This window comes from Tsukamurella soli (assembly GCF_039541155.1).
Classification (GTDB): domain Bacteria; phylum Actinomycetota; class Actinomycetes; order Mycobacteriales; family Mycobacteriaceae; genus Tsukamurella; species Tsukamurella soli.
This window is the reverse complement of the sequence record NZ_BAABFR010000015.1, coordinates 38,389-63,902: the sequence shown is the minus strand read 5'-3', so window position 1 is coordinate 63,902 and position 25,514 is coordinate 38,389. Positions and strand designations below refer to the sequence as shown.

The window sequence follows — 25,514 nt, the reverse complement described above, 5'->3', positions numbered from 1 at the left end:
GAAGCTGGGAATGGCTCCGTGCCCCTACGCTACTCCCGCGCGACTGCAGGGGGCAGCCGGTGCCGCGCCCCGCCTCAGCCCGCGAGCAGCTGCTCGAGGCGGTTGCCGAGGCGCCGCCAGTCGAACTGCTGCGCCACGAACTCGCGACCCCGCGCGCCCATCGCCCGCGCTCGGTCGGGGTCGGCCAGCAACCCGGCGACGGTGTCAGCGACGCGCGCGACGTCGCGCCCGGGTACGACGTACCCCGTCTCCCCCGCGACGACGGTCTCGGGCGCGCCACCCGAGTCGCCGGCCACGACCGGAACCCCGCTCGCGGAGGCTTCGAGGAACACGATGCCGAGCCCCTCGACGTCGAGGCCCGCACCGCGCGTGCGGCACGGCATCGCGAACACGTCGCCCAGATTGTGGTGCGCCGCAAGCTCGTCCGACTTCAGGGATCCGGTGAAGATCACCTGGTCGGTGACGCCGGCCTTCGCAGCGATCTCGTGCAGCGTCTGCGCGTACGGGCCGCCACCGGCGATCACCAACCGCGCGTCAGGCACCTGCTCGCGGATCCGCGGCAGCGCTCGCAGCAGCACGTCCTGCCCCTTCCGCGGCACCAGCCGGGACAGACACAGCACCGTCGGCTCGTCGTCGGCGAGGCCGTAGCGTCGCCGCAGCTCGGCGCGCGCGCCCGGATCCGGCCGGAACACGTCGGCATCGACACCGGGCGGCAGATGCTCCAGGGAGCAGCCCGGCCCGAACGCCGCAGCGAACCGGCCGCGGGTGTACTTGCTGACGTAGGTCACCACATCGGTGGTGTCGCCGATGCGTCGCAGGCACGCACGGGCGGGCGGAATCATCGACCAGCCGACCTCGTGACCGTGGGTGCACGCCAGCATCCGATCGGCACCCGCGCGGCGCAGCGGCTCGGCGAGCAGCGCGAGCGGCGCGGCGGCGCCGAACCATACCGTCTCGATGTCTTTGGTGCGCACCAGGTCTCGCGCCCGACGGTAAACCGCGGGCGTCGGCAGCATCAGTGTCGTGGGATGCCGCACCACCTCGAACGGCTGGGCCGCGTCGAACTCGTCGGAGCCGTGCCAGCGGGACGCGTACACGACCAGGTCGTCGGCCGGAAGCCGGCCGGCGAACGCCTGGAGGTACGACTGGATGCCTCCCGGGCGGGGTGGGAAGTCGTTGGTCACCAACAGCGTCCGCGGCATGGCGACCACCGTACCGGGCGGCGCCCAGAGCTCTAGTAGCGGACCGCCGCGTCGTACGGGCCGGCCCGGTCGATGGGCACGACCTGGACGGGGACGCCGAACGTGGGCGCGTGCACCACGAAGCCGTTGCCGATGTACATGCCGACGTGTGACGCCGAGGAGTAGTAGATGATCAGATCGCCGGGCTGGAGTTGGTCGCGGGAGACGGGCCGGCCGCCGGCGAGTTGCGCCTGCGACGTCCGCGGTAGCGACACACCGGCCTGCCGGTAGGCCCACATCATCAGGCCCGAGCAGTCGAACTGCGACGGGCCGGTAGCGCCCCAGATGTAGGTGTCGCCGATCCGCGACAGCGCAGCCTGCACGGCGACCAGCTGCGGGCTGGTCCCCTTCGGCACCAGCCGCGGGTCGAACGGCACCACCGGGCCCACCAGGGCCGAGCGCTGAGCGCCCGTGAGGCTGTCGTACATGGCCTTGACACGGACGATGTCCATGGCCAGCTGGGCCTTCTTGCGCTGCCAGTCGGTCTGGACCTGCTGCGCCTGGTCGGCGGCGGTGTTCGCTGCCGATGCCGCGCTCTCCGCGGACTTCTCGGCGACGTCGGCCGCCTTCTCGACCGTCACGAAGGCCTTGACTGTTCCGGCGACGTCGCGGTTGATGAAGTCCAGCGTGCTCATCTGGTCGAGCATCTGCTGCGGCGAGTCGCTCACCAGCAGCGCATACAGGCGGTTCGTGCGTCCGCCCATGTAGTTGGCCCGCACGAGTGCGTCGACCTGCGTCTGCAGCGCGTCGCGCCGCGAGACGAGGCCGGCCACCTGATTCTTCGCGGCGACCAGCGCCGCGTCGGCGGCTCGCTTCGCGGTGGTCTTCTTGCGGAGGTCGATCTGCGCCGCCGCGCTCGCCTCGCTGGCCTCCTCGGCCTTGTGCGACAGTTCGCGATACTGCTTGAGCACCGCGTCCGCACTGTCGGCGGGGTCTGCACGCGCGTCGCCGACGACGGTGACGGTGGTCAACAGTCCGGCAGCGGCCACGATGACGATGCCACGGGCAACGCGCCCGAACCTGGCGCGGGAGTTCTCAGCGAGCACGGAAACGCGTGGTCCTTCCGGTCGGCGACCCCGCCCGATCGGACGACGTCCCGCAACGGTACGGAACGCCTTCCGCTCAAGGGCCACCGGGGTCGACCAAGAAAAAGCCGTGACCGAGCGAGCCGACTGGAATGCGGCGCGCTGCGGGCCGAGGACGTTCGGTCAGTAGCGACGCGCCGCGTACACCCGCATCGCATCCAGCGGCGTGACCTTGACGGGAACGCCGTACGTCATCGACTGCACCACCTTGCCGCCGCCGATGTACAGCGCGGCGTGGCTACCGCCGTTGTAGATGATGATGTCGCCGGGCTGCAGCTCGTTGAGCGCCACCGGGCGGCCGCCACCGAGCTGGCCCCAGCTGTCACGCGGCACCCTGATGCCGGCCTGCTTCATCGACCACTGCACGAGGCCGGAGCAGTCGAAGGCGTTGGGGCCCGCGGCGCCGTAGCTGTAGGGCGCGCCGAGGCGCGACAGCGCCGCCTGAACAGCGCGGGCCTGGACACTGCCGGCGGTCACGGTCACCGCGCGCGGGGTGATCACGGCGCGCTCGGCGAGCGGCTTCCGCTTCTTGACCACGCGCTTGACGGCCTTCACGTCCTTGACGTGCTTGATCTTCTTCTTCGCGATCTGCTGCGCGGACAGTTCCTGCGTATGGGGCCCGGGGGCGGGGGCCGCCGCGGCGATGGCCGCCGGAGCGGCCAGGGAACCGATGGTCACCGCACCGGCGGCGAGGGCGCCGCGGGCCGCGGTGGCGCCGCGAGAGGGCTGCGTCTGCAAGCGGTGTTTCGCCACGAAGAGTCGTCTCCTGTTTCTTCCCTACCGCCGACCGGGTTAGCTGACGGGTTCGGGCGAGGAAGTGCCCTACCCCGAGGCGTGAGCCCCGAGGATTCACCCCGAGTTCTAGGTGGGTCCCCGGCGGGGCCGGTGTGGGCCCCTTAGGCGGCGATCCTCGCGGATTCGGACCGGTTGGTCCGGGTGAGCCCCGCAAGGTCTCAGAAAGATTACGAAATGGCATACGCCTGTGTCCAACGATCCGAGAAACCTGCGAATCGACTGCGCGAGTCAGCCGACGCGGCGGCCCACCTCCGAGCGCCCCTGAAACCTATCGCCACCACGCACTTCACCCCGAATCGGGGGTACCGAGCGCAGTCGGGGCAGCATCCCCGCGTCGGCGAACAGGCCGATGGCGCGATTGATCTCCGCCACAGGCCCGCCACTACCGGGCGATACCCGGCCTGCAGCGACGTCTTCGCCGGTAGCGGGCTTGACGGCGCCGACGACCGGCCCCAGGAGCAGGCCGACGACACAGCCGTTGCAGGCGCGGGGGTGCCCCGCGCAGGTCGAGCAGTCGATGTTCATTGTGATCTCCGTCTCACTTGGGGCCCGTACGCGTTACGGGCGTGTCGCCGTGGGTGGTTCGAGCCACAACGTACGGCCGGGGTCCGACAGGTTCGGTTCTTCCCGCTCTGCCGCCATGGCGTGCTCGCCCCGCATGCACAGCCGTTCGGAGTGGACCGCGGCGGGCGGGAGGAACACCGCCGGATGAGAGCAACGATGAGAGCAACACCGCCATATCGACCCGACGCGACCGCGGGGGATTACATCGATGTCATTCACGTGTCGTACCCCCGTCCTACGGTCACCCCATGCAGTTGACGTTCGACGATCTGCTCGGGCCGGCCACCGGTACCGGGCCCCGCACCGACAGCCGCCTGGGCGGCTGGGCCGATACCGACCTGCGCGACGTGACGTTCGTGGTGGTCGACCTCGAGACCACCGGCGCGAGCCCGGGCGGCGGCGACCGGATCACCGAGATCGGCGCGGTCAAGGTCCGCGGCGGCGAGGTGCTGGGAGAGTTCGCGACCCTGGTCGACCCGAAGATCGGCATCGCGCCACACATCGTGCACCTGACGGGTATCACGACGGCGATGGTCACGGGCGCGCCCACGATCGACTCTGTGCTTCCGGCGTTCCTCGAGTTCGCGCGGGGCACGGTGCTGGTCGCGCACAATGCACGGTTCGACATGGGGTTCCTCAAGGCGGCCGCGACCGCGACGGGCACCGAGTGGCCGAAGCCCCAGACGCTGTGCACCGTGCAGCTGGCACGCCGCGTGCTGACGCGCGACGAGGCACCGTCGGTCAAGCTGTCCGAGCTCGCGCGCCTGTTCCGCACCGACACGACCCCCATCCACCGCGCGCTGGACGACGCGCGCGCCACCGTCGACGTGCTGCACGGCCTCATCGCACGGGTAGGCAACCAGGGCGTACACACCTACGGAGAGCTGCGCGACTACCTGCCGGCGGTCACCGCCGCGCAGCGCGCCAAGCGCACGCTCGCCGACGGTCTCCCCGACCGACCGGGCGTGTACCTGTTCCGAGGTCCCGCCGAGGAGGTGCTGTACGTGGGCACGGCCACCGACCTGCGGCGACGGGTGCGCAGCTACTTCACCTCGTCGGAGACGCGCGGCCGTATCAAGGAGATGGCGGCACTGGCCGTGCGGGTCGATCACGTCGAGTGCGCCCACCCGCTCGAGGCCGCCGCGCGGGAGCTGCGGCTCATCGCCGGCCACACACCGCCGTACAACCGGCGCTCGCGGTATCCGCGCCGCGGCTGGTGGGTGTGCCTCACGGTCGAGACGTTCCCGCGCCTCGCGGTCAAGCGGTCGGCGCCGGCGGGTGCGGCGTGTCTCGGTCCGATCAACCGCCGCGGGGATGCGGCCGACGTGGCCGACCTGGTGTCGGACTTCTGCGGTCTCCGCACCTGTACAGCGCGGCTGCGCGCGGGAGCCCTGCACGACTGCCCGCTCGAGGCGTCCGGCGCCCGGCCCGTGGGCGGGTGCCACGCCGCGGTCGCCGAGCCGGAGTCCGCCACCATCTACCGGACGCGGGCGGAGCGGGTCGCAGCCGTCCTCGGCGGCCGCTGCGCGGACGTCCTCGCCGCAATGCACGCCCGCCTTGACTCTCTAGTCGAGCGTGAGCTGTTCGAGTCGGCCGCGCGGCTGCGGGACCGCGTCGCGGGGTTGGTGGCGGTGCTGACCCGAACCCACACCCTGATCGGCTTCGCGCGCGTCGCCGAGCTCACCGTCGCGCATCCCGACGGTGCCGGGGGCTGGGAGCTGTCGATCATCAGGCACGGCCGTCTCGCGGCGGCGGGCGTCGCGCCGCGGGGCGTGCCGCCGATGCCGGTCATCGCGCGGCTGCGCTCCGCGGCGGAGTTCTTCGGCGGCTTCGACGCCGCCGCCACCGACGGCCTCTTCCCCTCCGACACCCTGCATGGCGCAAGCCCCGAGGAAGCAGCGCTCCTGCGTCGATGGGTGCTGCGGCCGGGAACGCGCATCGTCGACCTCGACGGCGAGTGGAGCGAGCCCGCGCTCGGGGCCGGCCGGTGGCTGGATTGGGCTCGGCAGGCCACCGACGCGGCGCGCGACGGGAGGGCCGCCGCCGACGCCTACAGTGAGAACCGACATGCCCGCGCGGCGTGAGCCGCCCGCCCCGAGGAGGATCGACAGGAATGATCACCGCCATCGTCCTGATCAAGGCGAACGTGCACCACATCCCCGAGACGGCGCAGGCGGTCGCGAACATCGCGGGGGTCACCGAGGTCTACTCGTGCGCCGGCGACATCGATCTGATCGCGAAGGTCCGGGTCCGGCAGCACGACGACATCGCGCAGGTGGTCACCGATTCCATCAACCGACTCGACGGCGTCGAGTCGACGTCCACTCACATCGCGTTCCGGGAATACTCGAACGCCGATGTCGACGCCGGCTTCGACATCGGCAACTGAGGCAACCGAACCGTCCTGCTCAGCCTCGCCCACCGCCGGCCGACCGGGCTGCCGATAGCAACGCCTCCAGCTCCGGCCCGAGATGTACCTCGATCGAGTTCCCCGTGATCCGCGTGATCTGCTGAACGGTGCCGTCGCGCCAGTAGTACACGTGCGGCGAGAGCGGACCGACACCGTCGGCGTATCCGCCGACCGAGAAGCGAGGCATCAGCGCGAGCGCGCAGAGCACCGCGGTCGCGTCGGTGCATGCCTGGAACGCGAGCTGCTGCCGGGATGGGACGCAGAACAGCACGCCCCCGCGCAGATCGATGCCGGGCTGCCACAGCGGCAGCACCTCGGGGAGGAACGTCGCCGCGCTCGCGAGGTACACGCAGTCGCTGACCGCGACGGGAAAGCCCTCGCCCTCACGACCGAGCCGCTGGACGGTCACGTCCGCCGCGGCGATGGTGCGACGCAGGTTGGCCCGCGCGAGGTCGAGCCACGGGCCGAGCGGTGCGAGGCGCTCCACCGCCGGATCGGGCAGGATCGCCACCCGCTCCGGGTAGTCCACCGTCAGCACCTCGGCGATGCCGGTCTGCCACTCCAGGGCGTAGCCGAACGGCTGCGCCGAGTCCGTCACGTCGAGCAGCCGAGTCACCAGCTGCGCTCGCAACTCGTCGTCGGTCGGCCGTGCGGCGCCGAAACCGGACAGCACCGCATCGAGATGGCGAGCGACCATCGCGGGCCACGCCCGCCTGTCCTGCTCCGCGCGCGCCATCCGCATGAGGTTGTCCAGGCCGAACAGCCGGCCGTCGGCGGACTGCACGTGGTCCCCGAAGACCTCCACCTCGTAGCCCCGCTCGGCGAGCGTCGTGCGCACCAGCGAGCGCAGCCGGTCCGCATCGTTGCGCGTGAGTAGCTCGAGATGCTCGTCGGGCACCTCGTCACGCTCCCGGCCCCGCTGGCCGAACAGTCCCATCGCGCACCCCACAGAAAGATCGATCCGTACCCGGCAACGATACGAACCCCGGCTCGAGGGGTCCTTTCCGTTCGATTGGGACTGTGCGAGACGAGGCGCCGCGGCGCGCCGTGCCCGGCCCGGTGGTCCCGGCGGCTATCCGGCCGCGAGTTCCTGGCTGCGTGCCACCCACCTCGCGAGCAGGTCCGCCGCGGCGCCGCAGTCGATCGCCGCCGCGGCCCGTGGCAGCCGCGCGGCGATCGCGTCGCTCACCGACTCGTCGTCGGCGACACCGTCGAACACGGCGAGCGCCCCTGCCGAGTTCAGCAGCACCGCGTCGCGCACGGGCCCCGCCTTCCCCGCCAGGACGTCGCGGGCCACCTGGGCGTTGACCTGTGCGTCGCCGCCGCGCAGGTCCGCAAGGGTCACCCGTGGCAGGCCCAGCGTGGTGGGGTCGACGGTCTCGGTGCGCACCCCGCCGGCGTGCACGCGCCACACCGTGGAGGTGGCGGCGGTGGTGAGCTCGTCGAGTCCGTCGTCGCCGCGGACCACCAGCACGTCGTCGCCGCGGTCCGCGAACGCCTGCGCCACCGTCGGCGCCAGGTCCGCGAACGCGCAGCCGACCAGGCCGGCCGACGGCCGCGCCGGGTTGGTGAGCGGCCCCAGGACGTTGAAGACGGTCGGGATACCGATCTCCTTGCGCGTCGCGCCCGCGAATCGCAGGCCCGAGTGGAACACCGACGCGAGGCAGAAGCCGATGCCCAGCTCCTCGACGGTCGCGGCGACACCGTCGGCGCCCAGACCGATGGCCACGCCGAGCGCCTCGAGGCAGTCGGCCCCACCCGACTTCGACGAGGCCGCGCGGTTGCCGTGCTTGACCACCTTCGCACCGGCCGCGGCCACCACGATCGACGACATCGTGGAGATGTTCACGGAGTGCGATCGGTCGCCGCCCGTCCCGACGATGTCCACAGCGCGCCCGGTGAACGGGACCGGGGCGGTCAGACCGAGCATGACGTCCGCGAGGGCGCGCACCTCGACCGGCGACGGCCCCTTCATCTTGAGCGCGACGCCGAACGCCGCGATCTGCGACGGCGTCGCGGCGTCGTTCATGATCTCCGACATCGCCCATGTCGCCTGCGCGGCGCTCAGATCGCGCTGGGCGGTGAGCTCGGTGAGAACCGTCGGCCAATCCATACGGCCAGCGTAATCGGGCGCCGGGGGCACACCGGACCGCGCCCGACGGTCAGGTCCGCGACTGCAGCACCCGCCACAGCGCGACCGCTCCACCGTGCCGGGCCGTGACCCCGGCCATCCGGGAGCGTTCCTGCGAGACGTGCAGGGCGTCGACGGTCTGTACCCGCGCGACTGCGACCAACTCGCTGCCGGCGCTGCACTCACGCGCCCGATCGTCCGCGCTGAGCGGCCGCCGCTCGTACCCGTCCTGTGCCACCAACTCGAGCACGCGGTCGACGGTGTCGGGTGGCAGCGCGAGCAGATGCCACAGCACCGATTGCGCACGCGGGTCGAAGAGGTCCGCGGCGTCGAGCACCGCGGAACTCGCGGCGCTGTCGTCCCCCGACTCGGCGACGGGAACCAGATCGGGGTCGCCGGGCGTTAACTCCATAGATCGACGCCGTGCCAAGCGGCGCAGGAGAGGCTCCCGCACGGGCCGGCCATTGAGGTCGAACGGCATGTCGCGCCTGCTCTCTCGGTACTGCGTACGGGCACCCGAAAGCAGCCGCGCGGCGCCCGGCGAATTCGACGCGCCCAATCTGCGACCCGGGTAGGCAATCGATACTACGACCCGTCATACTTGCCGGGTGACTAGCGCCGCACCGACCTCAGCTACAGGAATCACCCAGCGCGTGCACTCGCTGAACCGACCCAACATGGTCAGCGTCGGGACGATCGTCTGGTTGTCGAGCGAGCTCATGTTCTTCGCCGGGCTCTTCGCCATGTACTTCGTTGCGCGGGCAGGTGCCGGCGCCAACGGCTGGCCCCCGGAGCCCACCGAGCTCAGTCTGACGTACGCGTTGCCGCCGACCATCGTGCTGATCGCGTCGTCGGTGACGTGCCAGCTCGGCGTGTTCGCCGCGGAGCGGGGCGACGTCTTCAAGTTCCGCATCTGGTACCTGATCTCGTTCTTCATGGGCGCGTTCTTCATCGCCGGTCAGGCACACGAGTACTGGACGCTGGTGCACGAGGGCACGACGCTCAGCTCGTCGGTGTACGGCTCGGTGTTCTACATGGCGACCGGCTTCCACGGGCTCCACGTGTGCGGTGGTCTCGTCGCCTTCATCTTCATTCTGTTCCGATCGCGGACCAGCAAGTTCACCCCCGCGCAGGCCACCGCCGCCATCGTCGTCAGCTACTACTGGCACTTCGTCGACGTCGTGTGGATCGGCCTGTTCGCGGTCATCTACCTGATCCGTTAGTCCGATTCGATCTTCGCGTGTTCCACCCGTAGCCGCGATTACAGAGGGATAGCAGATGAGTTCAGCAGATTTCGAGCACAGCAGTGAGGGGGGCGAGCCCGGCGGCCCCGGGACCCCAGCGGCGCATGCCTCCAGCACGGATGCGGTCAAGGCCCGCAAGCGCCGGAGGCTCCGCCGCAAGGTGACGAGCGCGGCGCTGCTGCTGTTCGCACTCGTCGCGGCGGGCGGCCTGGCGACGCTGGTCAGCCCCACGCCGCAGGTCGCAGTCGCGGACGGTAACGACGCCGCTCTGATCGCCCAGGGCAAGCAGCTCTACGACACGTCGTGCATCACGTGCCACGGCGCCAACCTCGAGGGCGTCAAGGACCGCGGGCCGTCGCTGACCGGCGTCGGCGACGCCGCCGTTTACTTCCAGGTGCACTCGGGCCGCATGCCCGCCACCGCCAACTCCTCGCAGATCCTGCGTAAGCCGGCCAAGTTCGACGACGCCGCGATCGGTGCCATGGGCGCCTACATCCAGTCGATCGGAGGCGGCCCGTCGGTCGTCTGGGAGTACAACCCCGACGGCTCGATCAAGCGCGACTCGCACGGCAACCGCATCGTGGCGATGGGCTCACTACGCGGCAGCGACGTCGCCGAGGGCGGCGAGATGTTCCGCCTCAACTGCGCCTCGTGCCACAACTTCACCGGCCAGGGCGGTGCCCTGTCCGGCGGTAAGTTCGCGCCCCCGCTCGCTCCGGCCAACGAGCAGGAGATCTACGACGCGATGCTCACCGGCCCGCAGAACATGCCCAAGTTCTCGGACCGCCAGCTGTCGCCCGAAGAGAAGCGCAACATCATCGGCTATATCAAGATGGCCACTAAGACGTCCTCGCCCGGCGGCTACAACCTGGGCGGTCTCGGCCCGGTCTCCGAGGGCATGGCGATGTGGGTAATCGGAATCGTCGCCGTCGTGGCGGCCGCGATGTGGGTTGGGAGCAGGTCATGACCGCTAAGCCGCTCGAGAACGTTCCGTCCGACGACGAGTTGGACACGCTCGGCAACGAGGAGCTGGTCAAGCTCGGTACCGCCCTCGACGGTGTCGAGCTGGTCTATCGCGAGCCGCGCTGGCCGGTACCCGGTACCCGGGCCGAGAAGCGGGCCGAACGCTCGATCGCCATCTGGTTCGCGCTCGGCGGCCTGTTCGCCCTCGCCTTCCTCGGCGTCTTCCTCTGGTGGCCGTGGCAGTACCAGGGCATGGGTCAGAAGAACTACGGGCTGTACATCGCCTACAACCCGCTGCTCGGCATCACGTTCGGCCTCTCGGTGCTGAGCATCGGCGTCGGCGCGGTGCTGTACACCAAGAAGTTCATCCCCGAGGAGATCGCGGTCCAGCAGCGGCACGACGCCGGTGGCTCGCCGAAGATCGACAAGAAGACCACCGCCGCGCTGTTCACCAACGCCCTGGAGTCGTCCACCCTCCCCCGCCGCAAGATGATCCTCGCGTCGGCTGGATTCGGTGTCGGTGTCCTCGGCCTGGGCGCTGCGATCGGCTTCCTCGGTGGCCTGATCAAGAACCCGTGGGCGGGCCGCGCAGCCGCTCCCCTGTGGCACACCGGCTGGTCGACCCGCTGGGACTCGCTGACCAACACCTACGGTGCCCCGAAGAACGAGACGGTCTTCCTGCGCAACGACATCGGCGACCCCTACAAGGTCCAGCTCGTCAAGCCCGAGGACATGGACGCAGGCGGCATGATGACGGTGTTCCCGTGGCGCGTGTCGGACGGCTTCGGCGAGACCGAGGACTCGCGCGAGCGGCTGCTGAACGGGCTCAAGGCGATCCGCAACCCCGTCATGCTGATCCGCCTGCGCCCCGAGGACTCGGCCCGCGCCATCAAGCGCAAGGGCCAGGAGGACTTCAACTACGGCGACTACTGGGCGTACACCAAGGTGTGCAGCCACTTCGGTTGTCCCACCTCGCTCTACGAACAGCAGACCAACCGCATCCTGTGCCCGTGCCACCAGTCGCAGTTCAATGCGCTGGAGTACGGCAAGCCGGTGTTCGGACCCGCAGCGCGCGCACTCGCGCAGCTGCCGATCTCGACCAACGAGCAGGGCTACATGATCGCCAACGGTGACTTCATCGAACAGGTCGGACCGGCCTTCTGGGAGGCGACGCACTGATGACCGCAATCGGAGACCGGATCGCGGTCCAGGCCGAAGAGGTCGACTCGCGATACCACCTGGCCGCCGGCATCCGGCGCCAGATCAACAAGGTGTTCCCCACCCACTGGTCGTTCATGCTGGGTGAGATCGCGCTGTACAGCTTCGTGATCCTGCTGCTGTCCGGCGTGTACCTCACGCTGTTCTTCGAGCCGTCCATGGCGGAGACCACGTATCACGGCGCCTACGCACCGCTGAACGGCGTCACCATGTCGAGGGCGTACGAGAGCACGCTGAACATCTCGTTCGAGGTGCGCGGCGGCCTGTTCGTCCGGCAGATCCACCACTGGGCCGCCCTGATGTTCGCCGCCTCGATCACGGTGCACATGGCCCGCATCTTCTTCACCGGTGCGTTCCGCCGGCCGCGTGAGGCCAACTGGCTGATCGGCTGTGCCCTGCTGGCGCTGGCAATGTTCGAGGGCTTCTTCGGCTACTCCATCCCCGACGACCTGCTGTCCGGCACCGGCGTCCGCGCCGCGATGTCCGGCATCGTCGTCGGTCTGCCGGTCATCGGCACCTGGCTGCACTGGCTGATCTTCGGCGGTGACTTCCCGGGCGACATCTTCATCACGCGGCTGTACGTCGCGCACGTGCTGCTGTTCCCGGGCATCATCCTCGCGCTGATCGGCGGCCACCTGGCCCTGGTCTGGTACCAGAAGCACACCCAGTTCGCCGGCCCCGGCCGCACCGAGGAGAACGTCGTCGGTGTGCGCATCCTCCCCGTGTTCGCGGTGAAGACCGGCGCATACTTCGCGTTCACCTTCGGCGTGCTCGCCCTGATGGCCGGTGTGCTGACGATCAACCCGATCTGGAACATGGGTCCGTACGACCCCGCCCACGTGTCCGCCGGCTCGCAGCCCGACATCTACCTGATGTGGACCGACGGCATGGCCCGCCTGTGGCCTGCGTGGGAGCTGTACTTCTGGGGCCACACGGTTCCCGGCGCCGCGTTCGTGGCGATCATCATCGGCGTGATCTTCATGCTGATGTTCGCCTACCCGTGGATCGAGAAGCGGCTCACCGGCGACGACGCGCATCACAACATCCTGCAGCGCCCCCGGGACACCCCGGTCCGCACCGCGATCGGTGCGATGGCGATCGGGTTCTACGTGGTGCTCACCCTCTCGTGTGGCAACGACATCATCGCGCTCAAGTTCCACATGTCCCTGAACGCGATGACCTGGATCGGCCGCATCGGCCTGCTGGTCGTCCCGCCGATCGCGTACTACCTGGCCTACCGCTTCTGCATCGGCCTGCAGCGTGCCGACCGGTCGGTCCTCGAGCACGGTATCGAGACCGGCATCATCGTCCGGCGTCCGAACGGCGAGTTCATCGAGCTGCACCAGCCGCTCGGCCCCGTCGACGACCACGGCCACCCGCTGCCGCTGGAGTACCAGGGTGCCCAGGTCCCGGCCCGCGCCAACCAGCTCGGTGCCGCCGGCCGCCCCGGTACGGGTTCGTTCCTCAAGGCCGATCCGGCCGACGAGCAGCGGCTCAACATGGAGATCGAGGAGGAGCAGGAGCAGAAGGCGCTCGACGCCATCCGCAGGGTCCAGGCGCACGGCGGCAAGATCGACATCGAGTGACCTGATCCGCTCGAGCTGACCTCGATGGCCCCTCCCCTACCCCGGGGAGGGGCCATCGTCGTATCCGCTCCGCTCGGCGCACCAGCCGATGCATCCCAGATCCCGAGAGCCACACACGATCCAGTGCGGAGATCAGGAACCGGTGTGGTTCTCCACGCCGGTGGACCAGCGCACCGCCGGCAACCGCGACCGCACGCACCCTGCGCGACCGGGACCGCGCCTGAGGGCCACCCGGACGCAGCACCTTCCGTGCATCAGTGCACGCGGCGGCCGACGATGTAGGTGTGGCCCCTCGGCGCGCCGGGCTCGCCCAGGCACACCTCGTACCACTCGGGCTCAGCCGTGAGCCCGCGCTCGCGAAGCTCGACGTCGCAGGCCTTCGCGACCGGCGTCAGGGCGCGTGACCACGACCCGGTCACCGCGGTCTGGAGCAGACGCCCGGCGGGGTGATCGACGCGCGAGACACGGGCCACCGCGGGCAGTCCCTTCGCCACCTCGACCTCCTCCAGGCTCTGCGCGACCTCGTCATCGTCGATCCACGCCGGCAGGCGCAGCAGCAGAGTCCAGCGGGCCTCGTCGATGGTGTGGGCCGTCAGCGCCTGCCGCACTCGCTGCAGGGGCGCGACGGCGAAGTCGGTGCGTACGGCACCGTCGGCCCCCGGGACGCCCCGGCGGGTGAGCGCCTTGTTGCGAACCTTGACGCCGAAGGCGGCCGCGTAGAGGGCCTCGGTGGCCCGGCGGAAGTCCTCGGACGTGCGGGGGCTACCCGTCGCCGCGATGGACAGGTAGCCGCGCGCAGGGGCGACGACGGTGACGAAGCCCGAGTCCGGTGCCGCGTACAACTCGGGTTCGGTGAGCGTGAAATCGAGCTTGGCGGGCCGCACGGCGACGGCGCCGCCCGACCTCCCCCGCAGCTCAGCGTCGCTCAGCTTGCGGACGGACAGGTCGGCGTTGCTGGTCATGAAGTGCAGCTCCCCTCGGGAAACACGATCGGTTCCACTCCATGACGAAACCAGCCGCAGACCACGGGACAGTGAACCGACACCATCCCCGACACGAACACCCGGCGCACGCGTCCTGCACATGCCTGCTGGAGCACCGCGTCTGATACGTCCGATACGCGCATCCGATCGCGCCAGCGGATACGGAGTCGTTCAGCCGCGACACACGACCGGCCGATCAGTTCGGTCGCCCGCAGCCGGCCTCGGGGTGATCGAGGCGAGGTCGATCAGCCGACGCACCACCGGTAAGCACCTGCAGGCACAGGACGAGGACCGCGCAGACGAAGGCGGCGCCCGCTCCCCGGAAGGGGTGCGAGCGCCGCCACTCTCAGTGTTCGTCTGTCAAGGAAAGGCATCAGTGCCTGTCGGTGACGCAGGGCGTCAGTGCCTGTCGGTGACGCACGGCGTCAGTGCCTGTCGGTGACGCACGGCGTCAGTGCTTCTCCGGGGGCTTGTGGTACTCGAACACCAGACCCCACGCGGCGGAGATGATCGCGACCGCGGCGAACGCCCACAGCCAGTAGAGGTGCAGCGCAACAGAGACGCCGAGCACGGCCACGGAGAGCGCCAGCAGGATCGGCCACCACGAGTGCGGGCTGTAGAAACCCAGCTCGCCAGCACCGTCGGACACCTCGGCGTCCTCGTAGTCCTCGGGACGGGTGTCGACACGGTTGGACACGAACCGGAAGTAGGTCCCGGTGATCAGCGTCAGACCCGCGGTGAGGAACAGGGCTGCGGTGCCGACCCACTCCACGCCGCCGCCGTCGTGGCCGGTGCCCCAGATCCCGGTGACCACGGTGTACACGACGCCGGTCAGGAAGAAGAACGCGGTCAGGAACTCGAAGAGCTTGGCTTCGACCTTCATGTCAGTTGTTCTCCCCTACGCTCGAGGCCGTGCGCGCGGTCCGGCGCGTGTTGAACGGCGCGGTGGTGACCGCCTGCGGCTGCTCGCCGATCGCGGCGAGCGCGGCCGCGTTGTCCTCACCGGCCAGGCGGTCCTTGATGTACTGCGCGAACTTGTCCGGAGTCACGGCGCGGATCTCGAAGTTCATCATCGAGTGGTAGTCGCCGCACATCTCGGCGCAGCGACCGACGAACGCACCGGGCCGGTCGATCTCGGAGATCTGGAACCGGTTGTTGGTGTGGTTCTGCTGCGGATTCGGGAACACGTCGCGCTTGAACGCGAACTGCGGCACGTAGAACGAGTGGACCACGTCCGCCGACGCCAGGTCGAACTCGATGCGGGTGTTGGTCGGCAGCACCAGGACGGGGATCTCAGCGCTCGAACCCTGCGTCTCGATCTTGCTGAAGTGCAGGTAGTCGCGGATCTCCTGGAAGCGACCGTTGTTGGGGCCGTGCTTCTCCTTGCCGTCCACCATGACCGCCTCGCCCGGCTTCGGCTGCGTGCCGTACGGGTTGGGCTTCTCCAGGTTCAACTGGGTACCGTCGTCGAGCTTCACCTCGCGATAGCCGAAGCGCCAGTTCCACTGGAACGCGGTGACGTCCACGAGCACCGGCGGGTTGGGCTCCATCTTCTCCACCTTGGTCTGCACCAGGACCGTGAAGTAGAACAGGATGGCGACGATCACGAACGGCACCGCTGTGTAGAACAGCTCCAGCGGAACGTTGTAGCCGGTCTGGCGCGGGAAGTCGGGCGTGCCCTCCTTCTTGCGGTGGAACGTGATGGTCCAAAACGTCAGGCCCCACACCAGCGCACCCATGATGAGTGCTGCGACCACGGACCAGCTCCACAGCGTGGTCATGTCACGAGCCTGGGGCGTCACGCCCTCGGGCCAACCGAAACGCATCGCCTCGTCGGCCGAACATCCGGACATCGCGAGCATGCCGCCGACGAGGCCCGCGGCCACCGTCAGACGCCGGGCCCACGACCCACGCCGGCCGGCACCGCTACCAGCGAGCACAGTCCTGGCCGTCCTACCTGAGGCCGTACTACCGGGTGCCAATTTCGCGCCTTCCTGCTGAACGGGACAGACCTCGGGACACGTCCGGCCCCTGGGAACTTCTGGGAGGGCCTGTACGTTTCCCGATGTACTACGCAGCGTAGACCAAGCGGGGCCCGGATTCCCTCCCGGGTCGGCAGAATGTCGCGACCGATTCCGCCCACCTCGGCGTACTCGCGCAGCCCGTCACTCCGCGGGCGCGCGCGGGCCTGCGCGGAGCGCGCCGTCCGCCGCCGCTCGGGCATACTGATCTCTCGTGTGTGGTCTCCTGGGATTCCTGTCCGCCGACGCGCAAGCGGGCACCGTCGTCGATGTGGTGACCGCTGCCGGGCGGTGCATGCGCCACCGCGGGCCGGACGAATCGGGCCGCTCGTGGCACGACGACGACCTCGCGCTCACCTTCAACCGGCTCTCGTTCATCGACATCGAGCACTCGCATCAGCCGCTGCGCTGGGGTCCGCCGGAGAACCCCGACCGCTACGCCCTCACCTTCAACGGCGAGATCTACAACTACCTGGAGCTGCGCGCGCAGCTGACCGAGGAGTTCGGCGCCGCGTTCCGCACCGAAGGCGACGGCGAGGCGATCGTCGCCGGATTGCACTACTGGGGCGTCGACGGTGTCCTCCCTCGCCTGCGCGGCATGTTCGCGTTCGCCGTGTGGGACACGGAACGCAGGGAGCTGACGGTGGCGCGCGACCCGTTCGGCATCAAGCCGCTGTACTACGCGACCGGCCCCAAGGGCACGGCCTTCTCGAGCGAGAAGAAGTCGTTGCTCGCGCTCGCCGCGACCGCAGGTATCGACCTCGACCTCGACGCCCGCGCGATCGAGCACTACACGGTGCTGCAGTACGTCCCCGAGACCGAGTCGCTGCACCGCAGCATCCGACGGCTCGAGTCGGGCAGCTACTCCGTCCTCCGGCCGGGTGGCCAGGTGCGCGAGCGCCGCTACTTCCACCCCCGCTTCCCGGTCCGACAGATCGCGGGCGGCCCGGACTCGCCCGAAGCCGAGGCGAAGTACCACGAGATCGCCGAGGTCCTGCGCGACTCGGTCAAGATGCACATGCGGGCGGACGTCACCGTCGGCTCGTTCCTGTCGGGCGGCATCGACTCGACCGCGATCGCGGCGCTCGCGATCCAGCACAACCCCGACCTCATCACCTTCACCACCGGCTTCGAGCGGGAGGGGTACAGCGAGATCGACGTGGCCGCCGAGTCCGCCGCGGCGATCGGCGCGCGTCACGTCGTCAAGGTGGTCAGCCCCGAGGAGTTCCGTAGCGCGATCCCCGCGATCGTCTGGTATCTCGACGACCCGGTCGCCGACCCGTCGCTCGTGCCGCTCTACTACGTGGCCAAGGAAGCTCGCAAGCACGTCAAGGTGGTGCTCTCGGGTGAGGGCGCCGACGAGCTGTTCGGCGGGTACACCATCTACCGTGAGCCGCTGTCGCTCGCCCCCTTCGACCGGCTGCCGGCGTGGGCGCGCAAGCTCGCCGGTAGGGCGGGCGACCGACTGCCGGACGGACAACGCGGCAAGAGCCTGCTGCAACGCGGCTCGGTGCCGCTCGAGAAGCGCTATTACGGCAACGCGCGGTCGTTCAACGATGCGCAGCTGCGGTCGGTGCTGACCGACTTCCGCCCCGAGTGGACACACCTGGACGTCACGGCACCGATCTACGCGCAGTCTCAGGGCATGGACCCGGTCGCACGGATGCAGCACCTGGACCTGTTCACGTGGCTGCGCGGCGACATCCTGGTCAAGGCCGACAAGATGACCATGGCCAACTCGCTCGAGCTGCGCGTGCCGTTCCTGGACAAGGAGGTCTTCGCGGTCGCCGAGACGCTGCCCGTCGACGCGAAGATCGCGCACGGCACATCGAAGTACGCCCTGCGCCGGGCGCTGGAGGAGATCGTCCCGCCGCACGTTCTGCACCGCAAGAAGTTGGGCTTCCCGGTACCGCTGCGGCACTGGCTGGCCGGTCCGGAGCTGTACGACTGGGCCCGCGAGGCCATCGAGGCATCGCAGACCGATCAGTGGATCGACAAGCGTGCGGTGCTGGCGATGCTCGACGAGCACCGCGCCAAGGCCCCGGAGGGTTGGCCCGGCGGCACCGACCACTCGCGCCGCATCTGGACGGTGCTGGTGTTCATGATCTGGCACGGGATCTTCGTCGAGGACCGGATCCATCCCGCGATCGAGGAGCCCGACTACCCCGTGCGGCTGTAGACCGTGCGCCCCTCCCCCGCCCTCGCGGTGGCCGGCGTGTGTCTGTTGGTCACCCTGGTCCTGCCGGCGACCTTCCCGCCGGATGGCGGCCCGACCGGTTTCGACCACTCCGTCACCGACTGGGTACAGGGCACGTTCCACCCGATCGACCGGGCCTTCCTGCAGCCCTCGCAGACGTTCGTGCTGCTGCCGGTGATGCTGGCCGGCGCCGCCTGGCTGGCGTGGGCCAGGCGCCCACGCTCGGCGGCGACGGTGATCGCGGCCCCTCTCGTCGCGCTGCTACTGACCGAGTTCGTGCTCAAGCCGGCGTTCGGCCGACACCTGACGAGCCCGTACGTGGCACACCGGTTCCTCGACTATCCGAGCGGAAACACGGTGGCCCTTGCATCCGTGGTCACGGCATTCGTGCTGGTGGCACGCACGGCATGGGCGCGAGCGGTGATCCTCGCGGTGGGATGCGTGTGCATGCTCGGCGTCGCCGCCGGGCTGGTCTGGTACAGCTATCACTGGCCCACCGATATCGTCGGCGGGATCTGCTGGTCGGTCGCGGTGGCGATCGTCGTCAACAACCTGTGCACCGTTCCGTCGATCCGCAGGTCAGAGTGCCGCCGTTCCTGAGAAATCCCACATCATGAGATCTGGTCAGTGCAGCAGCACCAGCCACATCGCCGCGTAGTGGCAAGCGGCCGCGATCACGGTGGCCGCGTGGAAGAACTCGTGATGGCCGAACACGCGGGGCCACGGGTTCGGCCAGCGGGTCGCGTACAGCACCGCGCCGCCGCTGTAGAGCACGCCGCCGATCAGCAGCAGCACCGCGGCGGGCCACCCTGCCCCGCGGACCAGGTCGCCGGCCACCGCGACCACCACCCACCCGAGGGCGATGTACAGCGGGACGCCTACCCAGCGCGGCGCATGCGGCCAGAACAGCTTCAGCGCCACGCCGGCCACCGCGCCGGCCCAGGTCACGACGAGCACCGTGCGACCCACTCCGTGCGGCAGGGCCAGCACCGCGATCGGCGTATAGCTGCCGGCGATGAAGATGAAGATCATGCAGTGGTCGGCGCGTTTCATCCAGATCCGCACGCCGTCCGACCACGGCCCCCGGTGATACGTCGCGCTCACCCCGAAGACCCCGAACACGGTGAGCGCATAGACCAGCAGCGCCACGCCCGCACCCGCCGCGTGGAGGAAGCCCGCGGTCACGAGCGGGATGCCGGCCAGCACCGCACCCATGGCGCCGTAGGTGTGGATCACCCCGCGCAGCCGCGGCTTCACCGCCGTCTTCGCCATCTCGGTCACCATGACCACTCACCGCCGTCCGCCTGGGCCCCACGTCTGCGGGACACCCCGAACTCTAACCTACGCAACCGTAGGTTACTACCGGGTAACCATTCGGTGTGACGAACCGCCGTCAGCTGCGCGCCGCGATCGCGGCCCGTAGGGCGTCGACGGTGCCGGGCGCGAACAGCGCCGACGGAAAGCCGAGCGGCGTGGGGTGCGGCGGGACGCGCAGATAGACCACGCGCCCGCGCTCGGTGACAGCCGTCAGCGAGCGCAGCGGCAGGACGGTGACACCGACCGGACTCTGGATCAGCAGGTTCTCGTCGTCGAGCCCGGACGCCCATCGCACGGTCGGATTCATGGTCGCGGCGAGCGCGTGACGCAGCTTCCAGTAGGAGATCGCGATCGGGACGCCGATCGCGAAGGCGGCGAAGACCAACCATCGCCAGTCCGCGAGCACCACTGTCAGGGCGATGAACAGCGCCAGCGCCCCCACGATGAAGGTCGCGCGCTTCGGCCGGGCCAGGCCCCGGACGGTGCCGATGAGAGCGTACCGGCGGGCGTCCCCCGCCGCGGGGGTCCACTCATGATCGATCGGCGGCAGCTGTCGCCCGGCCTGTTCCTCCGACATGAGCTACAGGGCTGCGAGTATCTCGCTCGCCGCGTTCGCCCCGTAGGCACCGGTCAGTCGGCCACGCGCCTCGTCGGCGTCGAACACCCAGTCCTGCGGCGCGACGGTCTCGAGCACCTTGACCGCAGTGAACGATCCCAGCTGCGCCGCGCGCTCATAGGACAGACCTGCCTCGACGCCGACCAGGAAGCCTGCGCGGAAGGCGTCGCCGACACCGGTGGGGTCGACCTTCTCCCGCTCGGGGACGACGGCGACGTGCACGCTCGGCCCGTCCGACACCACGATGTCCACACCGTTGCCGCCGAGCGTCGTGACCCGCACGGCCACCAGCTCGGCCACCTGCGCGTCGGACAGCGCGGTCTTCTGCTGCAGCAGGCCCCATTCGTACTCGTTGGTGAACAGGAACTTCGCGCCCTGTACCAGGCCCCGCACCTCGTCACCGCTGAGGCGGGCGAGCTGCTGCGACGGGTCGGCGGCGAACGGGATGCCGAGGTCGCGGCACTGCCGCGTGTGGAGGGTCATGGCGGCGGGATCGTTGGCACCGATCACCACGAGGTCGAGGGCGCCGACCCGCTCGGCGACGTCGGCGATGTCGATGTCGCGCGCCTCGGACATCGCGCCCGAGTAGAAGGAGGCGAACTGCGCCATCTCGGCGTCGGTGGTGCACATGAATCGCGCGGTGTGCGCGGTGTCGGAGACCCGGACGCCGGACGTGTCGACGCCGCCGGCGTCGAGCCAGCCGCGATAACCGTCCTCGAAGTCCGCGCCGACGCTGCCGACGAGGACGGGGCGGTGGCCGAGCTGGCCCATGCCGTAGCAGATGTTGGCGGCGACGCCGCCGCGCTGCACGACCAGGTCGTCGACCAGAAAGCTCAGCGAGATGTGCGAGAGGTGCTCGGCGAGCAACTGCTCGGAGAACTTGCCCTCGAACCTCATCAGATGATCGGTGGCGATCGAGCCCGAAACAGCTATCGGCACAGCAGAACCCTCCGGCGTCGTGGTGGTTGACCTCAGTCGAGCCTAAACGCCGGAGGGTCCCGGTCTGACGTCAGGGCGTCAGTTGAACGAATCGCCGCAGGCGCAGGAGCCGGTGGCGTTGGGGTTATCGATGGTGAAACCCTGCTTCTCGATGGTGTCGACGAAGTCGATCTTCGCCCCCAGCAGGAACGGCGCACTCATCCGATCGACAGCCAGGTTGACGCCGCCGAAATCGGTGTTGACGTCGCCGTCCAGGCTGCGGTCGTCGAAGTACAGCTGGTAACGCAGGCCGGCACAGCCGCCGGGCTGCACCTCGATGCGCAGCGATAGATCCGCGCGCCCCTCCTGGTCCAGCAGCGCCTTCGCCTTGGCCGCGGCCGCGTCGGTGAGCACCACGCCGGTCGCCGCGGTCTCCGCGGTAGTGACGTTCAGGTCAGCCGTCGTCATACTTCATTCTCCTCACACACAGGTGTAGATAACCAACGGTACTCCAATCCTGGCTATTCCCTGCCGGACGGCGTCTCGACCATCGCCGACCAGCGCTGCGCGACCTCCGCCGCCAGGCCCTCCAGCTGCGGCGCGGCCTCCGTCATGGCGCGCTCTACGGACCCTGCTCTGTCGACCAGCGAGAACAGTTCGCCCACGCCGGCGGCATCCGCCTCGGCGCGGGTGACCGCCACCTGACCTGCGAGGACCCACGTCGGGCAGCCGTGCCGTGCAGCGCGGGCGGCGAGCGCCGTCACCACTTTGCCGCGCAACGACTGCGCGTCGAACCGTCCCTCGCCGGTGAGTACCAGGCCGGCCTCGTCGAGCTTGGCGTCCTGCCCGGTGGCGGCCGCGATCACATCGGCGCCGGACTCGCGGGTGGCACCCAGGGCGAGCAGGGCAGCTCCGATCCCGCCGGCTGCCCCGGCACCGGGAAGATGGGCCACCGACCGGCCCGTCGCCTCCCACCACGCCGAGGCGACTGCCTCGTTCCGCTCTTCGAGGGCGGTCACCAGGTCGAGGGACGCACCCTTCTGCGGTCCGAAGACCTCCGCGGCCCCGTGGGGACCCAGCAACGGGTGCTCGACGTCGGTCGCCGCGACGAGTTCGATTCCCGAGAGCGCCCGCGCCGCGCCGGCGAACCCGCCGAACGTCTCCGCGATGCCGAATCCGGCGTCCGTACAACTGGATCCGCCCAGCCCGACGACGACCCGGGTCGCGCCGCAGCGCACCGCATCGGCGATCAACTCGCCCACCCCGCGCGAGGACGCCGCCATCGCCGTGTCCTCGGTGGGGCCGTCCGGCAGCAGGTGCAGGCCGCAGGCCTGGGCACACTCGATGTAGGCGGTACCGCCGTCCACGAGGTACTCGGCAGGCGTGGGATCCCCGAGGGGCCCCGGCACCGTCAGCACCCGCCGGGTGCCGAACGCCGAGGCGAGCACGTCCACGAAGCCCGGCCCGCCGTCGGACTGCGGCGCGAGCTCGAGCACGTCGTCCGGCCGCACCGCCGACCACCCGGCAGCGATCCGGTCGGCGGCGGCCACGGCGTCGAGGGTGTTCCCGAACGAGTCCGGAGCGATCAGGACCCGCAAGCGCGCCGGGACTTCCGCCGCTTGTTCCGCCGGTTCGCCGACCCGCGCCGCCCCCGGTCCGTCCGTCCCCCGTGCCCCACGCGCGTCCTGGCCTGACATGCGACGAAGTATAGATTCGCCGTCCACCCCCGGCAGCGCGGCGCCGGGCCGGGGCGTCGCGAGGCGCCGCGCGTCATCTTCTACGCTGGTCAGCGTGAAGCTCCCGTGGAACAAGGACGCCCCGGACGCGGGCGGCGACCAGACCGATGCGACCGCCGGCGCAGAAGTACTGGACGACGCCGCGCCGCGCCGCACGCCCGGCAAGGGCCGCCCGACCCCCAGCCGCCGCCAGGCGGAGAACCGGCGCCGCGGACCCGTCGCGCCCGCGCCGATGACCCGCAAGGAGGCGCGCTCACGGCGCAAGGAGACGGCGCCCGTGCTGAGCAAGGAGGAGAAGCGCGAGGCCTCGACCAAGCGTCGCTCCGCGGCTGCCGACCGGCGCGAGCGGATGATGGCCGGCGAGGAGAAGTATCTCCCGGTCCGGGAGAAGGGCGAGGTCAAGCGGTACACCCGCAGCCTCGTCGACTCCCGGCGCTACGTTTCGACGCTGTTCATCCCGGTCGCGCTGGTCGTGATGGTCTACATGTTCATCGTGATCAAGGACCCGCTCCTGTCCTCGCTGGCGATGCCGATCCTGTTGGTGTTCGTGGCCATCATGGTGATCGAGGGACTCCTGGTGGGCCGCAGCATCAACCGCAAGGTGCAGGCCCGGTTCCCGGGCACCACGGAGGCCGGGTTCCGGCTCGGCTGGTATGCCTTCATGCGATCGACGCAGTTGCGCCGCATGCGGATTCCGCGGCCCCAGGTCAAGCCCGGCGACGCGGTCTGATCCGTGGCGGTCACCCTCGTTCTGGGCGGCGTCCGGTCGGGTAAGTCGGCCTTCGCCGAGTCCCTACTCCCCGCCGCGGCACGCTACGTCGCCACGGCCGCCGCCGCGGTGGGCGTCGATCACGACTTCCGCGCCCGCATCGATGTGCATCGCGCGCGACGCCCGGCGGGCTGGTCCACCGTCGAGACCGCCGACATCACAACGCTGCTGACGACCGGCCCCTATCCCGCCACCCTCGTCGACGACCTCGGTGGCTGGCTCACGGCCACACTCGACGGTGCCGGGGCGTGGGACGCACCGGCCGCCGTGCTCGAGCCCGCGGTCGCCGCGCTGGTCGCGGCGATCGCCGCCTACCCCGGCGACCTCGTACTCGTGAGCCCGGAGGTCGGTTTCTCGCTCGTCCCGACCACGCAGGCGGGCAGGGTGTTCCAGGACTCCCTCGGCGGCCTCAACACCGCCGTCGCCGCGGTCGCCGACCGCGTCGAGCTGGTGGTCGCGGGTCTTCCGCTGCCGCTCAAGGGTTCCGCCGCATCGAGGGCCGACGGTGCCGCGCTCACCCCCGCCGGTGCCGTGTTGCTCACCAGAGACATCGACCCCGACGGTCCCGACGCGACGGTCGCCGGTGTGGCCGCGGTTCCCGTCCCCGAGCCGATCGCCCCGCCCGCGCCGATCACGCCGCCCGAGCCCGTCGCGCTACCCGAGCCCGAGGCCGGCACGGAACCACTGCGTTTCGCACCGGTGGACGCGCCCGATCCGGAGGTCGCGGCGCAGGCCCGGGCGCGGCAGCTCGAGCTCACGAAGCCCGCCGGCTCTCTGGGGCGGCTCGAGGAGCTGGGTATCTGGGCGTCGGCGTGCCAAGGCGTCTGCCCGCCGAAGTTGTTCGAGCGCATGCGGATCGTGGTGTTCGCGGGCGACCACGGCGTCACCGCGGGCGGCGTGTCCGCGTACCCGCCCGAGGTGACGGCGCAGATGGTCGCCAACTTCTCCGCGGATGGCGCAGCGGTGAATGTCCTTGCGAGGCAGGCCGGCGCGACCGTTCGCGTGGAGGACATCGCGGTCCTGTCCGATACCTCCCCCGAGATCAGCCGCCACAAGGTGCGCCGCTCGTCCGGGAACCTCGCCGTAGAGGATGCACTCAGCGACGCTGAGACGATCGCGGCGATCGCAGTCGGCCGCGCCATCGCGGACGACGAGATCGACTCCGGCGCCGACCTGCTGGTCGCCGGCGACATGGGCATCGGCAACACCACCCCAGCGGCCGTGCTGATCGGCACGATCACCGACAACGAACCGGCCGTCGTGATCGGCCGCGGTACGGGGATCGACGACAACGGGTGGATGCGCAAGGTGGCCGCGGTCCGCGACGGCATGTGGCGGGCGCGACCATCCGCGCGTGACCCGAAGTCTTTGCTGCGCAAGGCGGGCGGCGCAGACCTCGCCGCAATGGCCGGTTTTCTGGCACAGGCCGCACTGCGGCGCACCCCCGTCGTGCTCGACGGTGTCGTCGTCACCGCGGCCGCGCTCGTGGCCGCGGAGCTCGCGCCCGGCGCGCAGGCCTGGTGGGTCGCCGGGCACCGCAGCGCCGAGCCCGCGCACACCCTCGCCCTCGCGCATCTCGGCCTGGAACCGTTGCTGGAGTTCGGGATGCGGCTCGGCGAGGGGAGCGGCGCGGCCACCGCGCTGCCGCTCGTGCAGTCGTCGGTAGCGATCCTCGGGCAGATGGCGACGTTCGGCGAGGCCGGCGTCAGCGAGGGCTGAC

General features: G+C 70.1%; 25 protein-coding genes and 1 riboswitch. Of the genes, 10 read left to right on the top strand and 15 right to left on the bottom strand.

What is annotated here, in order from left to right:
• Positions 1–74: 74 nt before the first annotated feature.
• The 4 genes from ABD908_RS07030 to ABD908_RS07015 form a co-directional block, all read right to left on the bottom strand.
• Positions 75–1,202, bottom strand: coding sequence for a glycosyltransferase family 4 protein (locus ABD908_RS07030; protein WP_344992898.1), 1,128 nt, complete (start codon positions 1,200–1,202; stop codon positions 75–77).
• Between the two features lie 32 nt (positions 1,203–1,234).
• On the bottom strand, positions 1,235–2,287 hold the full coding sequence (locus ABD908_RS07025; RefSeq protein WP_344992895.1) for an NlpC/P60 family protein: 1,053 nt from the start codon (positions 2,285–2,287) through the stop codon (positions 1,235–1,237).
• 162 nt (positions 2,288–2,449) lie between these two features.
• A complete protein-coding gene (locus ABD908_RS07020) occupies positions 2,450–3,079 on the bottom strand; it encodes a C40 family peptidase (RefSeq protein ID WP_344992892.1) in 630 nt (209 codons plus the stop codon).
• 14 nt (positions 3,080–3,093) lie between these two features.
• A riboswitch (cyclic di-AMP (ydaO/yuaA leader) is annotated at positions 3,094–3,239 on the bottom strand.
• Between the two features lie 110 nt (positions 3,240–3,349).
• Positions 3,350–3,646 (bottom strand): hypothetical protein, encoded by a 297-nt coding sequence (locus tag ABD908_RS07015; RefSeq protein ID WP_344992888.1) that lies wholly within the window; start codon positions 3,644–3,646, stop codon positions 3,350–3,352.
• 287 nt (positions 3,647–3,933) lie between these two features.
• Between ABD908_RS07015 and ABD908_RS07010 the strand changes: the two genes are divergently transcribed.
• Together ABD908_RS07010 and ABD908_RS07005 are read left to right on the top strand one after the other, a co-directional pair.
• Complete coding sequence (locus ABD908_RS07010; RefSeq protein WP_344992886.1) at positions 3,934–5,769, top strand: DEDD exonuclease domain-containing protein; 1,836 nt, start codon at positions 3,934–3,936, stop codon at positions 5,767–5,769.
• Between the two features lie 29 nt (positions 5,770–5,798).
• Positions 5,799–6,074 (top strand): Lrp/AsnC family transcriptional regulator, encoded by a 276-nt coding sequence (locus ABD908_RS07005; RefSeq protein ID WP_344992883.1) that lies wholly within the window; start codon positions 5,799–5,801, stop codon positions 6,072–6,074.
• 19 nt (positions 6,075–6,093) lie between these two features.
• On the opposite strand, the gene ABD908_RS07000 is transcribed toward ABD908_RS07005, so the two are convergent.
• The 3 genes from ABD908_RS07000 to ABD908_RS06990 all read right to left on the bottom strand — a co-directional run bounded on the left by ABD908_RS07000 (position 6,094) and on the right by ABD908_RS06990 (position 8,638).
• Positions 6,094–7,032: a hypothetical protein gene (locus ABD908_RS07000; protein ID WP_344992880.1), complete on the bottom strand. Its 939-nt coding sequence runs from the start codon at positions 7,030–7,032 to the stop codon at positions 6,094–6,096.
• Between the two features lie 135 nt (positions 7,033–7,167).
• A complete protein-coding gene (gene trpD, locus ABD908_RS06995; protein ID WP_344992877.1) occupies positions 7,168–8,208 on the bottom strand; it encodes an anthranilate phosphoribosyltransferase in 1,041 nt (346 codons plus the stop codon).
• Positions 8,209–8,257: 49 nt separating this feature from the next.
• On the bottom strand, positions 8,258–8,638 hold the full coding sequence (locus ABD908_RS06990) for a hypothetical protein (RefSeq protein WP_344992875.1): 381 nt from the start codon (positions 8,636–8,638) through the stop codon (positions 8,258–8,260).
• A gap of 196 nt (positions 8,639–8,834) precedes the next feature.
• On the opposite strand from ABD908_RS06990, the gene ctaE reads away from it, so the two are divergent.
• From ctaE to qcrB, 4 genes are read left to right on the top strand one after another with little or no spacing between them, the layout of a single operon-like run.
• The gene (ctaE, locus tag ABD908_RS06985) at positions 8,835–9,449 is read left to right on the top strand and encodes an aa3-type cytochrome oxidase subunit III (protein ID WP_344992872.1); all 615 of its coding nucleotides are present in this window, start codon (positions 8,835–8,837) and stop codon (positions 9,447–9,449) included.
• A 55-nt stretch (positions 9,450–9,504) separates the two neighbouring features.
• Positions 9,505–10,437: a cytochrome bc1 complex diheme cytochrome c subunit gene (gene qcrC / locus ABD908_RS06980; protein WP_344992870.1), complete on the top strand. Its 933-nt coding sequence runs from the start codon at positions 9,505–9,507 to the stop codon at positions 10,435–10,437.
• Positions 10,434–11,612: a cytochrome bc1 complex Rieske iron-sulfur subunit gene (gene qcrA, locus ABD908_RS06975; RefSeq protein WP_344992867.1), complete on the top strand. Its 1,179-nt coding sequence runs from the start codon at positions 10,434–10,436 to the stop codon at positions 11,610–11,612. Before qcrC ends, qcrA begins: the two co-directional genes overlap by 4 nt.
• Positions 11,612–13,237, top strand: a complete 1,626-nt coding sequence (gene qcrB, locus ABD908_RS06970; protein WP_344992864.1) for a cytochrome bc1 complex cytochrome b subunit — start codon at positions 11,612–11,614, stop codon at positions 13,235–13,237. Before qcrA ends, qcrB begins: the two co-directional genes overlap by 1 nt.
• Before the next feature lie 254 nt (positions 13,238–13,491).
• Here qcrB and ABD908_RS06965 read toward each other — a convergent pair whose 3' ends face one another.
• The 3 genes from ABD908_RS06965 to ctaC all read right to left on the bottom strand — a co-directional run bounded on the left by ABD908_RS06965 (position 13,492) and on the right by ctaC (position 16,160).
• Positions 13,492–14,199, bottom strand: coding sequence for a hypothetical protein (locus tag ABD908_RS06965; protein WP_344992861.1), 708 nt, complete (start codon positions 14,197–14,199; stop codon positions 13,492–13,494).
• 472 nt (positions 14,200–14,671) lie between these two features.
• Positions 14,672–15,103, bottom strand: a complete 432-nt coding sequence (locus ABD908_RS06960) for a cytochrome c oxidase subunit 4 (RefSeq protein ID WP_344992858.1) — start codon at positions 15,101–15,103, stop codon at positions 14,672–14,674.
• Position 15,104: 1 nt separating this feature from the next.
• The gene (ctaC, locus tag ABD908_RS06955) at positions 15,105–16,160 is read right to left on the bottom strand and encodes an aa3-type cytochrome oxidase subunit II (protein ID WP_453910072.1); all 1,056 of its coding nucleotides are present in this window, start codon (positions 16,158–16,160) and stop codon (positions 15,105–15,107) included.
• 295 nt (positions 16,161–16,455) lie between these two features.
• Between ctaC and asnB the strand changes: the two genes are divergently transcribed.
• Both asnB and ABD908_RS06945 read left to right on the top strand, forming a co-directional pair.
• On the top strand, positions 16,456–18,420 hold the full coding sequence (gene asnB / locus ABD908_RS06950; RefSeq protein WP_344992855.1) for an asparagine synthase (glutamine-hydrolyzing): 1,965 nt from the start codon (positions 16,456–16,458) through the stop codon (positions 18,418–18,420).
• A gap of 3 nt (positions 18,421–18,423) precedes the next feature.
• Entirely contained in the window at positions 18,424–19,038 is a 615-nt protein-coding gene (locus ABD908_RS06945) for a phosphatase PAP2 family protein (protein WP_344992852.1), read from the top strand.
• Positions 19,039–19,062: 24 nt separating this feature from the next.
• On the opposite strand, the gene trhA is transcribed toward ABD908_RS06945, so the two are convergent.
• From trhA to ABD908_RS06920, 5 genes are all read right to left on the bottom strand, one after another.
• Positions 19,063–19,722 carry a PAQR family membrane homeostasis protein TrhA gene (trhA, locus tag ABD908_RS06940; protein ID WP_344992850.1) on the bottom strand — a complete coding sequence of 220 codons (660 nt, stop codon included), beginning with the start codon at positions 19,720–19,722 and terminating at the stop codon, positions 19,063–19,065.
• A 109-nt stretch (positions 19,723–19,831) separates the two neighbouring features.
• Complete coding sequence (locus ABD908_RS06935; protein ID WP_344992847.1) at positions 19,832–20,332, bottom strand: hypothetical protein; 501 nt, start codon at positions 20,330–20,332, stop codon at positions 19,832–19,834.
• 3 nt (positions 20,333–20,335) lie between these two features.
• Positions 20,336–21,310 carry a carbohydrate kinase family protein gene (locus ABD908_RS06930; protein ID WP_344992844.1) on the bottom strand — a complete coding sequence of 325 codons (975 nt, stop codon included), beginning with the start codon at positions 21,308–21,310 and terminating at the stop codon, positions 20,336–20,338.
• A 78-nt stretch (positions 21,311–21,388) separates the two neighbouring features.
• A complete protein-coding gene (locus ABD908_RS06925) occupies positions 21,389–21,757 on the bottom strand; it encodes a HesB/IscA family protein (protein ID WP_344992841.1) in 369 nt (122 codons plus the stop codon).
• 53 nt (positions 21,758–21,810) lie between these two features.
• Positions 21,811–22,887: a glycerate kinase family protein gene (locus ABD908_RS06920; RefSeq protein ID WP_344992928.1), complete on the bottom strand. Its 1,077-nt coding sequence runs from the start codon at positions 22,885–22,887 to the stop codon at positions 21,811–21,813.
• 193 nt (positions 22,888–23,080) lie between these two features.
• On the opposite strand from ABD908_RS06920, the gene ABD908_RS06915 reads away from it, so the two are divergent.
• Entirely contained in the window at positions 23,081–23,755 is a 675-nt protein-coding gene (locus tag ABD908_RS06915; RefSeq protein WP_344992839.1) for a DUF3043 domain-containing protein, read from the top strand.
• 3 nt (positions 23,756–23,758) lie between these two features.
• Entirely contained in the window at positions 23,759–25,513 is a 1,755-nt protein-coding gene (gene cobT, locus ABD908_RS06910; RefSeq protein ID WP_344992837.1) for a nicotinate-nucleotide--dimethylbenzimidazole phosphoribosyltransferase, read from the top strand.
• Position 25,514 lies beyond the last annotated feature (1 nt).

What these genes read in the sequence shown, in the direction of transcription:
- ABD908_RS07030 (WP_344992898.1), bottom strand. Translation starts at nt 1,202, where the DNA reads ATGCCGCGGACGCTGTTGGTGACCAACGACTTCCCACCCCGCCCGGGA.
- ABD908_RS07015 (WP_344992888.1), bottom strand. Translation starts at nt 3,646, where the DNA reads ATGAACATCGACTGCTCGACCTGCGCGGGGCACCCCCGCGCCTGCAAC.
- ABD908_RS07010 (WP_344992886.1), top strand. Translation starts at nt 3,934, where the DNA reads ATGCAGTTGACGTTCGACGATCTGCTCGGGCCGGCCACCGGTACCGGG.
- ABD908_RS07005 (WP_344992883.1), top strand. Translation starts at nt 5,799, where the DNA reads ATGATCACCGCCATCGTCCTGATCAAGGCGAACGTGCACCACATCCCC.
- ABD908_RS07000 (WP_344992880.1), bottom strand. Translation starts at nt 7,032, where the DNA reads ATGGGACTGTTCGGCCAGCGGGGCCGGGAGCGTGACGAGGTGCCCGAC.
- trpD (WP_344992877.1), bottom strand. Translation starts at nt 8,208, where the DNA reads ATGGATTGGCCGACGGTTCTCACCGAGCTCACCGCCCAGCGCGATCTG.
- ABD908_RS06990 (WP_344992875.1), bottom strand. Translation starts at nt 8,638, where the DNA reads ATGGAGTTAACGCCCGGCGACCCCGATCTGGTTCCCGTCGCCGAGTCG.
- qcrC (WP_344992870.1), top strand. Translation starts at nt 9,505, where the DNA reads ATGAGTTCAGCAGATTTCGAGCACAGCAGTGAGGGGGGCGAGCCCGGC.
- qcrA (WP_344992867.1), top strand. Translation starts at nt 10,434, where the DNA reads ATGACCGCTAAGCCGCTCGAGAACGTTCCGTCCGACGACGAGTTGGAC.
- qcrB (WP_344992864.1), top strand. Translation starts at nt 11,612, where the DNA reads ATGACCGCAATCGGAGACCGGATCGCGGTCCAGGCCGAAGAGGTCGAC.
- ABD908_RS06965 (WP_344992861.1), bottom strand. Translation starts at nt 14,199, where the DNA reads ATGACCAGCAACGCCGACCTGTCCGTCCGCAAGCTGAGCGACGCTGAG.
- ABD908_RS06960 (WP_344992858.1), bottom strand. Translation starts at nt 15,103, where the DNA reads ATGAAGGTCGAAGCCAAGCTCTTCGAGTTCCTGACCGCGTTCTTCTTC.
- trhA (WP_344992850.1), bottom strand. Translation starts at nt 19,722, where the DNA reads ATGGTGACCGAGATGGCGAAGACGGCGGTGAAGCCGCGGCTGCGCGGG.
- ABD908_RS06935 (WP_344992847.1), bottom strand. Translation starts at nt 20,332, where the DNA reads ATGTCGGAGGAACAGGCCGGGCGACAGCTGCCGCCGATCGATCATGAG.
- ABD908_RS06925 (WP_344992841.1), bottom strand. Translation starts at nt 21,757, where the DNA reads ATGACGACGGCTGACCTGAACGTCACTACCGCGGAGACCGCGGCGACC.